This window comes from Streptomyces sp. NPDC060064, assembly GCF_042736455.1.
Lineage (GTDB): Bacteria > Actinomycetota > Actinomycetes > Streptomycetales > Streptomycetaceae > Streptomyces.
Window position 1 is genome coordinate 25,850 of sequence record NZ_JBHWWF010000004.1, and the last position, 13,433, is coordinate 39,282.

11 protein-coding genes are annotated in these 13,433 nt (G+C 67.7%); 4 read left to right on the plus strand and 7 right to left on the minus strand.

Features of this window, described 5'->3' with window-relative positions:
- Nucleotides 1-299 precede the first annotated feature (299 nt).
- Nucleotides 300-2,183, plus strand: a complete 1,884-nt coding sequence (locus ACFWDI_RS06535) for a nitrate- and nitrite sensing domain-containing protein (RefSeq protein WP_385301686.1) — start codon at nucleotides 300-302, stop codon at nucleotides 2,181-2,183.
- 92 nt (nucleotides 2,184-2,275) lie between these two features.
- Here the strand turns inward: ACFWDI_RS06535 and ACFWDI_RS06540 are convergent, their stop codons facing one another.
- The 4 genes from ACFWDI_RS06540 to ACFWDI_RS06555 form a co-directional block, all read right to left on the minus strand.
- Nucleotides 2,276-2,572 carry a hypothetical protein gene (locus ACFWDI_RS06540; RefSeq protein ID WP_385301687.1) on the minus strand — a complete coding sequence of 99 codons (297 nt, stop codon included), beginning with the start codon at nucleotides 2,570-2,572 and terminating at the stop codon, nucleotides 2,276-2,278.
- A 41-nt stretch (nucleotides 2,573-2,613) separates the two neighbouring features.
- Nucleotides 2,614-3,414 (minus strand): DUF72 domain-containing protein, encoded by an 801-nt coding sequence (locus ACFWDI_RS06545; RefSeq protein WP_385301688.1) that lies wholly within the window; start codon nucleotides 3,412-3,414, stop codon nucleotides 2,614-2,616.
- Between the two features lie 68 nt (nucleotides 3,415-3,482).
- Nucleotides 3,483-4,307, minus strand: coding sequence for a glutaminyl-peptide cyclotransferase (locus ACFWDI_RS06550; RefSeq protein WP_385301689.1), 825 nt, complete (start codon nucleotides 4,305-4,307; stop codon nucleotides 3,483-3,485).
- A gap of 56 nt (nucleotides 4,308-4,363) precedes the next feature.
- Nucleotides 4,364-5,962 (minus strand): polysaccharide biosynthesis tyrosine autokinase, encoded by a 1,599-nt coding sequence (locus ACFWDI_RS06555; protein WP_385301691.1) that lies wholly within the window; start codon nucleotides 5,960-5,962, stop codon nucleotides 4,364-4,366.
- A gap of 520 nt (nucleotides 5,963-6,482) precedes the next feature.
- Between ACFWDI_RS06555 and ACFWDI_RS06560 the strand changes: the two genes are divergently transcribed.
- Together ACFWDI_RS06560 and ACFWDI_RS06565 are read left to right on the plus strand one after the other, a co-directional pair.
- Entirely contained in the window at nucleotides 6,483-7,598 is a 1,116-nt protein-coding gene (locus tag ACFWDI_RS06560; RefSeq protein WP_385301692.1) for an NAD-dependent epimerase/dehydratase family protein, read from the plus strand.
- The gene (locus ACFWDI_RS06565) at nucleotides 7,586-8,620 is read left to right on the plus strand and encodes an MraY family glycosyltransferase (RefSeq protein ID WP_385301693.1); all 1,035 of its coding nucleotides are present in this window, start codon (nucleotides 7,586-7,588) and stop codon (nucleotides 8,618-8,620) included. The genes ACFWDI_RS06560 and ACFWDI_RS06565 overlap by 13 nt, the downstream gene beginning before the upstream one ends.
- Before the next feature lie 43 nt (nucleotides 8,621-8,663).
- Here ACFWDI_RS06565 and ACFWDI_RS06570 read toward each other — a convergent pair whose 3' ends face one another.
- Nucleotides 8,664-9,641: an NAD-dependent epimerase/dehydratase family protein gene (locus tag ACFWDI_RS06570; protein WP_385301694.1), complete on the minus strand. Its 978-nt coding sequence runs from the start codon at nucleotides 9,639-9,641 to the stop codon at nucleotides 8,664-8,666.
- Between the two features lie 6 nt (nucleotides 9,642-9,647).
- Entirely contained in the window at nucleotides 9,648-10,847 is a 1,200-nt protein-coding gene (locus tag ACFWDI_RS06575; RefSeq protein WP_385301695.1) for a glycosyltransferase, read from the minus strand.
- A gap of 284 nt (nucleotides 10,848-11,131) precedes the next feature.
- On the opposite strand from ACFWDI_RS06575, the gene ACFWDI_RS06580 reads away from it, so the two are divergent.
- Nucleotides 11,132-12,016 carry a class I SAM-dependent methyltransferase gene (locus ACFWDI_RS06580; protein ID WP_385301696.1) on the plus strand — a complete coding sequence of 295 codons (885 nt, stop codon included), beginning with the start codon at nucleotides 11,132-11,134 and terminating at the stop codon, nucleotides 12,014-12,016.
- Nucleotides 12,017-12,081: 65 nt separating this feature from the next.
- On the opposite strand, the gene ACFWDI_RS06585 is transcribed toward ACFWDI_RS06580, so the two are convergent.
- Nucleotides 12,082-13,308 (minus strand): glycosyltransferase, encoded by a 1,227-nt coding sequence (locus ACFWDI_RS06585; RefSeq protein WP_385301697.1) that lies wholly within the window; start codon nucleotides 13,306-13,308, stop codon nucleotides 12,082-12,084.
- Nucleotides 13,309-13,433: the final 125 nt, after the last annotated feature.

Sequence of the window (13,433 nt, forward strand, 5' to 3'; positions counted from 1 at the left end):
CACACCGGCACCCACCCCATCGTGTACCAGCAAACAGCCGGATCTGCGTCCGTCAGGAACCGGTCGGCTGCGGATGTGGGAGGCCAAGGGCCGTGGGGCCGGCCGCTGCGTTACGAAAGGGTGGCGTACGGTGCCCGCCGCGGCCCTGCCTCCTGTGAACCGGTAGCAATCAGACCCTTACCCCCGGGAAACCACGCCGGGCACCCCGGTTCGTAACGTCGTCGGATGTGATGCGCATCCAACGACGCCTGTTACAGCAACCGCCCGCTCTGCCCGGCTGGGGCACGATCCGCGGCCGTGTGGCCATCGTGCTCGCCGTCCCCACCTGTCTGCTGCTGGTCGTGACCGGCCTCGGCGTCACCGACCGGGCTGCTGACTGGTCCGCGGCGCGCGAGACCGCCGGCCGAGTCGAGCTCCTCCTCAAGACCCAGGACCTGGTGCGTGAGCTCCAGCGCGAACGTGGCCTCACCAATGGCCTGCTGGGCGGCGCCGCGAAGTACCGCGACGACGTCGATGTCCAGCGCGCACGCACCGAAACCGCCCGTGCCGGATTCGACGCCCTGCTCGGGGCGGGGGACGCGGGAGCGGACACCGCCGACGCCTTACGGGAGGCGCTCGCCCCGGTCGCGGCACTGGCCGCCGTACGCCGCCAGGTCGACGGCGGCACTGGTCAGCGCGCCCCAACCCTGGCCGCGTACACCAAGGCGATCGATGGACTGATCGACGCCGCAGCCGCGGAACCGGCTCGCGGTGACCGCGGCCTCGCCGAGGCGATGGGCGCCTGGCAGGCCCTCGTCCGAGCCACCGAGGCCGTCGCTCTTGAGCGCGGCTCCCTCAACGGGGTCTTCGCGGCAGGGCGTTTCAAGAAGAGCGAGTTCCTCGACTTCACCGAGGTGCGGGCGGCCCGGCTGGCCTTCCTGGCCCAGTACGCCGAACTCGCCACCCCCGCCCAGCAGTCCGCGCTCGACGCCGCCTTCGCCACCGGGGGCGCCCGGCGGGCCATCGGCTACGAGAAGCGGGCCGAGGGCGGAGCCGATGGCAGCCGGCTCGCCGTGGACCCCGGCACATGGTGGTCGTCGATGACCGCGCTCGTCGACCAACTCCATGGCGTTCAGCGGCAGATCGGCGCCGAGGTCCGGGTTCGCGCGGACCGGATCGGGGACGACGCCACCGGCCAGCTGGGCGGCTTCATCGGCCTCGGTGTGCTGATCCTCGCGGTTGCGGCCGCACTCGCCGTGCTCTCCGCCCGCTCGATCACCCGGCCGCTCGTCGCACTCGCCGATGAGGCCGACTCGGTCGCCCGTACCGGACTGCCCGCCGCTGTTGCCCGGATCCAGGAGGCCGAGGCGGACGACGAACTCGTCTCCGGACCGTCCCGCAGGGTGCCTGACAGCGCCCGCGAGATCACCCGGCTCGCCACCGCCCTGCACAATGTCGAGCACACTGCGATAGGTCTTGCGACCGAGCAGGCTGTGCTGCGCCGCAACAGCTCCGAGTCACTCGCCTCCCTCGGCCGCCGCAATCAGGCACTGCTCTCCCGCCAGCTCGGCCTGATCACCACGTTGGAGAGTCAGGAGATCGACCCGGACGCACTCGGCGAGCTCTTCGAACTCGACCACCTGGCCACTCGCATGCGCCGCAATGCCGAGTCGCTGCTCGTGCTCGCGGGGGAGGAGCTGCCGCCGCGCACCTGGTCGGGACTGGTGTCGGCGGCCGAGGTGGTGCAGTCGGCGATCGCCGAGGTGGAGCAGTACCAGCGCGTCGCCGTGGTCGACGTACAGGAGGGCCGGATCCGCGGCCGGGCCGTCGCCGAGCTCTCCCATCTGCTCGCCGAACTCATCGAGAACGCCCTGCTCTTCTCACCGCCGACGCGTCCGGTCGAGATCCACGGCTGGCGCGACGGCGGCGAGTACTGCCTCGCGGTCGTCGACCGCGGCTCCGGGATGACGGCCGAGGAACTGACCCGCTCCAACGCCCGGCTCGCGGGCCGGGAGTCCTTCCTGGTCGCCCCCACCCGCTACCTCGGCCACTTCGTCGTCGGGACCCTCGCGGCCCGGCTCGGCGCCCAGGTCGAACTGCGCCCCACCCAGGGGCAGGAGGGGGTCTGCGGAGTCACGGCGTACCTTGCCCTGCCGACCGCTCTCGTCGATGTGCCGCAGACGCAGCCGGCGACGGCCGGCTGATCGTGTCTGCCCCGCCATGGTCGGTCCGGGGCCATGTCTCCAGTGGCCCCGGAGGCAGGGGGAGTGCGGGGGCGGTGAGCGCCGCGGCGGTCTCAGGCGGAGCCGACGCCGAGCTCGCGGCCACGGTAGAAACCTTCGCGCTCCTCTACGACGTAAGGGGCCATGGCCGCACGCCGCTGTGTCTCCGCCTCGGAGGCCCGCCAGGAGTCGCACGCCTCTTTGGTGTCCCAGAACGACACCCCGGTGATCTCCTGTCCGTCCTCGGACCAGTACGCATAGGCGCGACGCAGGCCTTGCGGGTGCGGAGCAGGGCGCCAGACCCTCTCGAACTCCTCCAACGCGCCCGGCTTGATCCGGCGCGTCGTCACCCAGACGAAATGCTCCTCCATCGCAGCCTCCTCCGGAACGCCGGTTCGACTCGACGGTCATCTCATCGTAGGTCCGTGGCGCCGCTTCCGCCCGCCGCCGGGGCCGACGGCGTACGGCTCACCGTCCGGCCCAACGCGGCCGCTGCCCGGGCGAACTTCGCGGCGTCCACGACCGCCGCACCGCCCAGGTCGTTGTTGAAGTACACATACACATCGTCCTCGTCCGGCCAGGTGTCGGAGATGCGTCGGGCCCAGGACTTCAGCGCTTGGCGGCCGTAGCGCGGCGGGGGCTCGGCGATGCCGCCGTGCAACCGCACGTACCCCCACGAGGCTGTACGCCACAGCGGCGTCACCGGGCGGGACCCCCGATCCGCCCAGCACAGTGCGCTGCTGTGCCGTTCCAGCAACTGCCGAAGCTCCCGCTCCGCCTCCCACCACGAGGTGTGGCGGAATTCGACGGCCACCCGGGCCGTGCCGGGAAAGCAGCTCAGGCAGGCGTCCAGAGCCCCGATGTCCTGCCGGAAGTTGGGCGGCAGTTGCAGCAGGACGGGCCCCAGCCGGTCGCCCAGGCCCTCGGTCCGGTCCATCAGCCGGCGCACCGGCTCCTCGGGGTCGTGCAGCCGCTTCACATGGGTCAGATAGCGACTGGCCTTGACCGCCATGACGAAGCCCTCCGGCGTCCGCTCCCGCCAGGAGGCGAAGTTCTCCGTGGTGGGAAGCCGGTAGAAGGCGTTGTTGTTCTCCACAGTGGCGAAGTGCCGGGCGTACTCCTCCAGCCACAGCCGCTGCGGTTGCTCGGGCGGATAGAGAACGCCGCGCCAGTCCTTGTACTGCCACCCCGAGGTTCCGACGAGCATGGGCATGGTCAGATCCCTGCCCATGAGGCAGCGGAATGCCGCCGATCAGCACTGCAACGGCCCTGCATGGTGAGTCACCCGGGAACGAAGGCGACCCGGAACATCTTGGGCCACCACTTGCCGGTGAGCAGGAACTGATGGGTCCCGGGAATGGCCGCGATACCGTTCAGGACGTTCGCGCGCCGCCTCTCGGCTGCGCCGAGCAGTGCCGGAACATCAATGTCGCCGGTCACCGTGCCGGTGTTGGCGTCGATACGCACAATCCGATCGGCGGACCAGACGTTTGCGTACACGATGTCACCGACGCACTCCAGCTCGTTCAGCAGGCTCACGGGCCGCCCATGAGCGGTGACGGCAACCTCCCCTGTCTTCGCGAGTGTTCCGGGGTCCCGGAAAGTGAGCCGGGAGGAGCCGTTGCTCGTCACCAGCCGGTCGCGGTGCCGCTGGTGGCACACTCCCCAGCCTTCGTCCCGGTAGGGGACCCGGCGCAACTCGGCCAGCGTCCTCGCGTCCCGTTCGACCGCGACACCGTCCTGCCAGGTGAGCTGCCACAGAGTCGGCCCCACAACGGTGATTCCCTCGCCGAACAGCGGCAGGGGCAAATCGGCGCGGACCGCGGGAGGCTTGCCGAGCGGCCCCGCCCGAACCGACGACTGTCCGGCCACGCCTGTGCTCTCGTACAGCATGCCGCCGGTCATCTCCAGGCCCTGGGTGAAGGCCTTCGGGTCATGCGGCAGGACCTCGACGACCTCCACCTTCAACCGCTCGACCCCTGCCGCGGCCCGCCCGTGCATGCCCGGGCCGCGGCCCTCGGCTCCGCCACCCGTCCCGCACGACGGGACGAGCATTCCACTGACCAGGGCCACGACCACGACAGGGACCGCCGGCGCAAGACGCATCTCGCCTCACACCGGCACGGTGGCCGACAAGAGCAGCCCTGTCCCGCCCGACCGGCTCACGGACGCTCGCTCCCAAGGCGTAGTTGTCCCGGCGTCGGCTCGCCGCCGTTGGGGGGCGAGGGGACGACCGAAGGGGACAGGCCGTCCACGAACACCGGCCGGGTCACCTGGTTCTGCGGTCGTGTCTTGGCCGAAGCCGGTGCCCCGTGCCCCTTGGCAGCGGGCCCTCGGCCGGGGACCACTGCCGCAAAGCGCGACGACACGAGCGCGGTGAGCCGTTCTGTCGTGTTCTGCTTCGGCCGGTACTTGTACGCATAGCCGTATGCGTCGCCCTCCCCGCGTGCCGGAGCGCCATTCAGGACAGCCCCCAGCACAGGGACGTTGACGCGTTCGAGGATGCGCAAGGCGTCGACGACCTGGCTCCTGCTTGTCCGCCCGGCGCGCGCCACGAGCAGGTAACCGTCAATGGCGGGTGCCATCGCTGCCGTGTCGGCGAAGGGGAGCACCGGAGGGGTGTCCACCACGACATGGTCGAATTGCTCGGCAAGAGTGTGCAGCAAGGAGCCGAACTGGGTGCTTCCGAGGAGCTGCGTCGGGTTGGGCGGAATCATCCCACTGGTGAGCACGGTGAAGGACCCGGCCGACTGCAGTACCTGATGCAGTTCGGCCTGGCCCACCAGAGCTGTGGTGAGCCCGGCGTCCCTGACCAGGCCAAGGGCTGGAGCAATCGATGGGCGGCGCAGGTCGCAGTCGATCAGGCACACCCTCGCGCCCTCTTCGGCCAGTGTGGCGGCCAGGTTGACCGACACGCTGCTCTTGCCCTCACGGGGCAGCGGGCTGGTGACGGCGATCACCTTCGGCCGCTGGTCCACGTCCGCGAACTGCAGATTGACCCGAAGCTTCCGGAAGCCCTCCGCACGAGGACCGTGCCTGTCGTCGCGCAAGGAGACCGGCTGCCGTACGGCTCGCGGGTCCTGCACGATGCTGGACAGCACGGGAGGCCCCCCGGCCCCTGCCAGGCACTCGGCGAGGGCTTTGGAATCACGCATCGACGTGTCCACTGTCTCCAGTGCGACGCCCAGACCCAGCCCGAGAAACAGGCCCACCGCCAGACCGAGCGCGACATTGAGAGTGGTGTTCGGGGACGAAGGCGCGGACGGCACGGTGGCAGGCTGGGTGACGGTGAGTCGCACCGGGGAGGCGGACTTGCTCTTCTCCGGACGTTCCAGCTCTCTGATCACCTGTGCGAAGCGAGCAGCGACCGCGTTGCTCATCCGGGCAGCTCGTGACGCCTGGGTGTCGGTGACGGTCAGACGGACCAGCACCATGTTGAGCGGCGCCTCGGCCGAGATCCGCTTCGCCAGCTGAGCCGGCGTGATGTCGAGCCGGAGGGATTTTACGACCGGTCCGGTCACCTTCGGGCTGCTCGCCACGTCGGCATAGGACTGGACTCTGGCCTCGGTGAACGCGTTCCCCTGATTGAGCTGGGACGTGTCGGCGCCGCTCTGGAGAGAAGCGAACAGCGTGGTCGTTGCCCGGTACTCAGGAGTGGCAAAGACACTTGCCAGGATTCCGGCTGTCGTCCCCAGCAAAGCCACAAGAGCGATGACGTGCCATCGGCGGGAAAGGACTCGTAGGTAGTCGCGCAAATCCAACGTCTTCCCCGATCGGAGCGAGTGGGTGAAACAGTCACGCTAGGACCACGCTGCGGGATTTGGGGCACGTGGCATGCACACTCGCCTTTTCTTACCCCAACGGAGTGAATGGACGTCCCCTCGGAGGGGCTCAACGGTCTCGCACGGCATCGATTTTTACAGGCATCGAAAACCTAGTCGGCGAAACGCTTCACCGTTGCGTAATCCAAGGCGTCATGGTCAGTGGCAATGACGACGGAAGAGGACCTGGCTGCGGTTGACCGGCTCCTGGCCGGCCACTACCGCCTTCTCTGCTGCCTCCGACACGGTGAGCCTCCTCTTTGCTTGCCAAGCAGAATGTTTCGGAGGAATATGCCTGACACTCGCTCGACGTGGCTTCCCGTACATCTCTTGAGTGACACTCGTCAGGCGAATGGAGCCATGTCAGCCGTCAAGTGGGGGCGCGAATGGGCTAATTGTCGATTCCGTTCATTCTATTTGCGTTGCCCCTGGTTATCGTTGCCATGCGTCGCCGGTGCACATGTCCCCGGCAACGCCCCACCCGCAAACCTGGAGTGACGGCGTGATGGATCGTCCGAAGTACCTGGTCACCGGAGGAGCCGGCTTCATCGGCTCCCATCTCGTCGATGCACTGCTGGCACGTGGTGAGCCGGTCGTCGCACTCGATGACCTCAGCACCGGACGCCTGGAGAACCTTGCGCATGCGCGCGAGCAGGGTAACTTCCAATTCATCCACGGCTCCGTACTGGATGCGCCGCTCGTAGACGATTTGGTGCGTGCATGTGATTGTGTAGTGCACCTGGCGGCAGCCGTAGGCGTGAAACTCATCGTCGAACAGCCGCTGAATTCCTTCACCATCAACACCAAAGGCACCGAAACCGTCATCGGGTCTGCTCACCGCTATGGCCGAAGGGTAATCCTCGCCAGTACATCGGAGATCTACGGCAAGAACTCCTCCGGACCGCTGAACGAGACCTCCGACCGCATCCTGGGCAGTCCCTCTGTCCCACGGTGGTCCTACAGCACCGCCAAGGCGGTCGACGAAATCCTCGCCGAGCTGTACCGCAGGGAGTACGGACTGCGTGCCACCATCGTGCGGTTCTTCAACACCGTCGGTCCCCGGCAGAGCCCCGCCTATGGCATGGTCATCCCGAGATTCGCCCGTCAGTCGGTCCGAGGAGAACACCTCACCGTCTACGGCACCGGGCAGCAGAGCCGCTGTTTCCTGCATGTCGCGGATGTGGTCGAAGCGCTCCTGTCGCTGATTGACCTTCCGGATTCCGTAGGTGAGACCTTCAATGTCGGCAGCGACGAGGAGATCAGCATTCTGGATCTCGCGGAGCGGATCATTGCCTGCGCCGAGAGCACTTCGTCCGTGCACCGTCTCTCGTACAGCGAGGCCTACGGACCGGGGTTCGAAGACATGGAGCGTCGCGTCCCCGACACCACGAAACTAAGGGCCTTCACCGGCTGGCAGCCGCAACGGAACCTCGACGATGTGCTGGCGGACGCCGTCGCGGATGCCCGAAGCGAGGTGAGGCGGCAGGTACTCGGGCTTGTCGCCGACGGCCAGGCCAAGGGGGAAACAGATAATTCCACCGGCCAGACCGTGTTGGCGGGTCCATGTCCGGTCTGAGCCCCTGGTTGGTGTCGGCAGTCGCGGGGCTGGGGGCTCTGCTCATCGCTGCTCTGCTGACCGAGCCACTGCGGCGGCTGGCCCTGCGGCGCGGATACACCGACCAGCCGAATGCACGCAGAATCCATGTCCATCCCACGCCTTATCTCGGCGGCATCGCGGTCGCGTTTGCCACCCTGTGCTCCGCGAGTGTGGCGACACTCGCCGCGAAGGGGCACGACACCACGGTTGGCGTCGTGCTCACATGCGCTGCGCTCATCGCCGTTCTCGGCCTCGCAGACGACCTGCGTCCGCTCAGCATCCGTCTTCGTGTCTGCATCGAGGCGGCGGCAGCCCTGGTGGTGGTTCTGTGGTGCGGCCATCCCGTGCTCTTCGGTACATGGCTCGACGTGGTCGTCGCGGTCGCGTGGATCCTCTTCACCACCAACGCCTTCAACCTGCTGGACAACATGGACGGCGTGGTCTCCACCGTGACCGTGGTCACCGCGGGATTCCTCTGCTGCGCCGCTCTCTCCGGCGGTCTGGTGGGCACTGCCTCGGTCATGGCCGCCCTGGCCGGGGCGTGTGCAGGCTTCCTCTTCCACAACTGGCATCCGGCGCGGATCTTTCTGGGTGACGCGGGCTCGCTTTTCGTGGGCTTTCTGGTGTCGTCCGCCACGGTGTCTCTGCACAGGGACAACGGCGCCCTGTCCGGGTACACCAGTCTGTTCCTCGTCACCTTGGTCGTCACTGCGGACACCGGACTGGTCATGGTCGCGCGACGCAGGGAGGGCAGACCTGTGCTGCAGGGCGGTAGGGATCACATCGCCCACCGACTCCGTCGCTTGGGACTGACGGTTCGTCAGGTAGCCGTTGTCATCGGGGGCTTCGCGGCCATGACATGCCTGACAGCGGTGCTCGTCATGTTCAAGGTCCTCCCGCAGAACGCCGTGCTGGTCACGGTTGTCTCGGTCACCCTGGTGGCCTCGGGGCTGCTTCTGAGGGTCCCTGTGTATGCCGTGAGCGCGGACGCACAGAGCTGAGGGGAGCCACGGTGCGTCGCCGTGACTCCCCTCGACTCTGTCGTCAGCCCACTTCCACCGTGAGGGACTTGGCCGGTGGCAGCTCGGCGTACTCGGGCAGGGTACGGAACCAGCGCACCGTCTCGGCCAGTCCACGCGGCAGCGGCACTTGGGCGACATCGGGGAAGAGCTCGCGCAGCAGACCATCCGCGGCCTGGGAGTGGCGGACGTCTCCCGCCCTCGCCGCCTCGTGCCGGATGTCGGCCGGCGACCCGATGATTTCCGCGAGCTGCTGGGCGATGTCGATGAGGGGCACCCGGGTACCGAAGGCCAGGTTCACCGGACCGGGGTACGCGACCTTGCGCAGGACCGCATCGGCCAGCACCCTGACGACGGTTCCGACATACGTGAAGTCCCGCGTCTGCAGGCCGTCGCCGAAAACCCTCGCGGGCGTGCCGCGCAGCATGGCATCGATGAAGGCCGGGATCACGGCGGCATAGGCATGGCCGGCCGGCTGCAACGGCCCGTAGACGTTGAAGAACCGAAACGCCAGAACCCGGAGGCCGAACGAGGCGCCGTAGGCGAGGGCATAGGACTCGGTGGCGAGTTTGCTCGCGGCGTAGGGGCTCATGGGCTGGGTCGGCAGCTCCTCGTGTTTTGGAAGCACGGGAACGGCACCGTAGACCGAGGAGGACGAGGCGGCGACCACCGGGAGGCCTGCGCGTCGGCAGGCCTCGAGGACGTACACCGTCCCGGTCGCGTTGACGTGATGACTGGCGACCGGGTCCGCCAGCGAGCGCGGCACGGACGGGCGGGCTGCGAGGTGGACGACAGCATCCATTCCGGCGACGACGCTGTCGAGGAGGTCGGGGTCGAGAATGCTGCCCTCGACCAGCTCCGCGTCGACTCCCACCAGGTTGGCTGCGAAACCTGTGCTCAGGTCGTCCAGAGCGATGACCTTGCCCACAGTCGGACGCGATGCAAGCTCTCGGCAAAGGTTGGCGCCGATGAAGCCGGCGCCTCCCGTAACAAGGACGTTCAACAGTGCTCACCTTTCGAACGGGGATGCGGTCCACCAGCCTCGGGTGACGGCGATGGAGGTGTAGAGAGCCTGTGTGTCGGCCACCAGACGTTCCTCGCTGAAGCGCCGGCTGGTGAACGTACGCGCGCGTGCCCCCATCTCCTGGCGCAGTTCCCCGTCGCGCAGCAGAGTCACGGTGTGGCGAGCGAGTTCACCGGACGACAGCCCGGCCAGGAGCCCCGTCGTGCCGTCCTGTACGACCTCCGCGACGCTGCCGACGTTTGTGGCCACCGCCGGCAGCCCCGCCAGGCCGGCCTCGATCAGGCTGACGGGCATGCCTTCGTTGTCCGAGGTCAGCAACACCAGGTCGGCCGCCGCGTATACGGTCTCCACGTCTGCGCGCCAGCCCAGCAGGTGGAGGGAGTCACCGAGGTCGGTGACCGCTTCCGGATCCGGCTGGAAGTCGCCCGATCCACACACCACGAAATGCGCTGCGGGTACTGTGCGGCGCACCTCGCGGGCTACGGCGAGAAAGCGGTCGGGTCGCTTGATTCCGGTAATTCGTCCCACATAGGCAACCACGGGACAGCCCTGCGGGAGTCCTAGCAGTCGCCGGGCTTCCGAGGGCTCCGGTGCGGTTGCGAGCCTGGTGCCGGGCGGCACGACCGTGAATTGGTCCGCCTTTCCGATACCGGCGGCGACGAGGTCGTCCCGCACCCGGCTGCCCACGGCAACCAACCGATCGCTCAGGGCTGCCAGCCTGCGCTCGGTCTGCACCAGGACGCGAGTCTTCGCCGGGGAGAAATAACCATGCAGGAGATGGCCGTGAAATGTGTGCACCCTTGAGGGGACACGCGCCAGCACGGCAGCCGCCCGCCCCAGCGCGCCCGCCTTCGCTGTGTGCGTGTGGACGATATGGGGCCGGAATCGGCGCATGGCTGCCGCCAGTTCGAGCAGGCAGCGCGCATCGTCCGTGGGCCGGACAGTCCGGCCCAGGCCATTGAGCCGATGGACCGGCAGGTCGGGTGCCCGCTGCTCCAGATAGTCCGCCTCACCCGCACCCACAAGTCCGGCAATCAGCTGATGGTCGAATCGCTCGGTATCCAGGCCCCGCATGAGTGCCGTGACCTGGACGGCCGGACCACCGATATTCATTCTGGTGATGACTCTCATCACGCGTAGGCGTGGGATGCCGAAACCGGTGCTCTGGTACGTGGCGGTCGACATGTGCCAGATATTAAGCCGAGCACACTCCGGTATCTGTCAAAGGCGCGACATATGTGTCCGCCGCTTTGGACACCCCCCGGAAGCATTTCGATAGGCCTTGGAAGGATCGCCGAGAGCCAGCCTGGTATTCGGTCGGTTCTCGTATCCCGCACCGCAGCGTCGACACCGTTCTCGGCCCGGCGTCTGATATACCGCGTAAGTGCGTATGTTCCCTGTCGGGTTGAGCGCAGCGGGGCAGCGTCGGCGTCTGCAGTAAATGCTCCCAGGAGAAAGGAGACCATGAGGTGATCGACGGCTCCAGCGAGGTAGAGCAGGGCAAGCGCTTCGCCTTCGGCCGCAACTGGCAGGAGTTCAGCCGGCTCATCGACGAGGATCGAATCGCCGGCGCGCGGGAGTCCATCGTGGCGGCCCTGGGAACCCGGGACCTTGCCGGGCGCGCGTTCCTGGACATCGGCTGCGGCAGCGGGCTGTTCTCGCTGGCCGCACTCCAACTCGGCGCGAAGGTGCACTCCTTCGACTACGATCCCGACGCGGTGGCGACCACCAGACGGCTGCGCGACCGGTACGCGCCCGACAGCGACTGGCGGGTGGAGCAGGGTTCGGTGCTGGATTCCTCCCTGATTTCCCGCCTCGGACAGTTCGACATCGTCTACTCCTGGGGAGTGCTGCACCATACGGGCGCCCTGAGGGAAGCCTTGGACACCGCCTGCCGAATGGTTGCCCCCGGTGGCCTGCTGTATGTGTCGATCTACAACGATCAAGGCCTGCGCAGCCGGCTGTGGACGCATGTCAAGCGCACATACAACTCCTCCGGTGCGGTAAAGCGGCGCTTGCTGGTCGCTGGCAGCCGGATGTATATGTACGCTCCCGGACGCGCGGTCGCCTTGTTGAAGCTGGCCCGGACGGGGCGACGTCCTGTCGGCAGCGAGGGCCCACGTGCTCGCGGTATGTCCGCCCAGTACGACCTCATCGACTGGGTCGGGGGCTATCCCTTCGAAGTCGCCGCTCCGGAAGAGGTGTTCCGTGTCGGCCGGCGCCATGGGCTGGAGCTGCGTCACCTCAAGACCTGCGGAGGGGGCCTGGGCTGCAACGAGTACGTCTTCGCGTCGGTTGCCGACCAGGGCACTACGGACACTTCACGCGGGGCGCACAGTGTGACGGCAGCCTGACCGTTCTCGCCGCCCGAGGCGGCCGCGGTCGTTCCGCGGCCGCCGGGCCCCCACCGTCGCGGTGCTCAGCTCCCATCGGCCGTCTCCCCCGACCGCCTGGCGGAACCGCCCCCCAGCAGCTTCCTGTACAGGGTGATGTGCCGGTCCACCATGGTGTCCGCACTCAGGTGCTCAAGAGCCCACTCTCGGGCGGCCTTCCCCAGTCGTGAGGCGGCGGCGCGATCGGTGAGCATCCAGTGCAGGCCCTGCGCCAGGGCTTCGGGGTCGGCCGGCGGCACCAGCACCCCTCGGTCGCGGAGCAGTTCAGGTGTTCCGCCGACCGCGGTGGCAACCATCGGCCGACCGGTCGCCATGGCCTCCATGACGGCGTTGCTCAGGCCCTCCTCCAGGGAGGGCAGCACGACGACGTCCGCGCGGGCGAGGAAAGCGGGTACATCGGTGCGATGGCCCAGAAACCGTACGTCGATGCCCAGCCGGTCGGCCTGTTGTTGCAGTTGGAGTCGCTCGGGACCATCACCGATCAACGCGAGGGTGCAGGGATGCCCCCGCCGTTGCAGTCGGAAGACGGCGTCGAGCAGGTACTGGTGGCCCTTGTAGGTACGCAGATTGGCCACGCACAGCACCACGGGCTGGTCCGTGACCAGGTCAGCCGGTGCGACCGCCCGGAAATCCCGTTCTTCCATCCCGTTGTGGATGACGGTGATCTTGTCCAGTGGCAGACCTTCCTGGCGCAGGGCATCTTCGGCGACGGCTTGCGCGTTCGCCACGACGAAGTCTGTCATCCGGGTTGCGCCCCGCTCCACGGCCAGCAGTGCACGGCGTCCCTCCTTGAACGTGCCCAGACTGCGCCGCCCGGCCACGCACACCGGAACCCGCGCCAGACGGGCGGCGGGGGCTCCCGCGACGTAGCAGTGGAACAAGTAGCAGTGGAAGACCTGCGGGCGCGTACGCCGCAGGTGTGCCGTGAGCCGAGCGAACGCCCTGACGGCGGCCGCGGCGTCCCTCAGGGTGCCCCGGAGATCCACCCACGGCCGGGGGATTCCCCGGTATCCCAGGCTCACGATCCTCACCCCGGAACCGGCCAGCTCTGTCTCACGCGGCCCTCGTTCGGACAACAGCAGCAGTGTGGTTTCAATGCCTCGCTCGACCAGACCTCGTGCAAGCATCACGACTTGCTTTTCCGCACCTCCCAGCCCCAATTGGCCGATCATCAGACACACACGGGACAGTTCGGCACCGCCGACGACATTCGCGGCGATCGGTACGGTCTTGGTGTCGCGGCGTCCAGTCACTGATATCAGCTCCATCCATCCAGCAGTCAGGCGCGGCACTGCGTGCTTTCCTTCTTCTTCAGGCTCTCAGCACCTTTTGTGTCGATATCAAGCTCGACGCGCTGTCGTCCGGGTGATGGCACCGC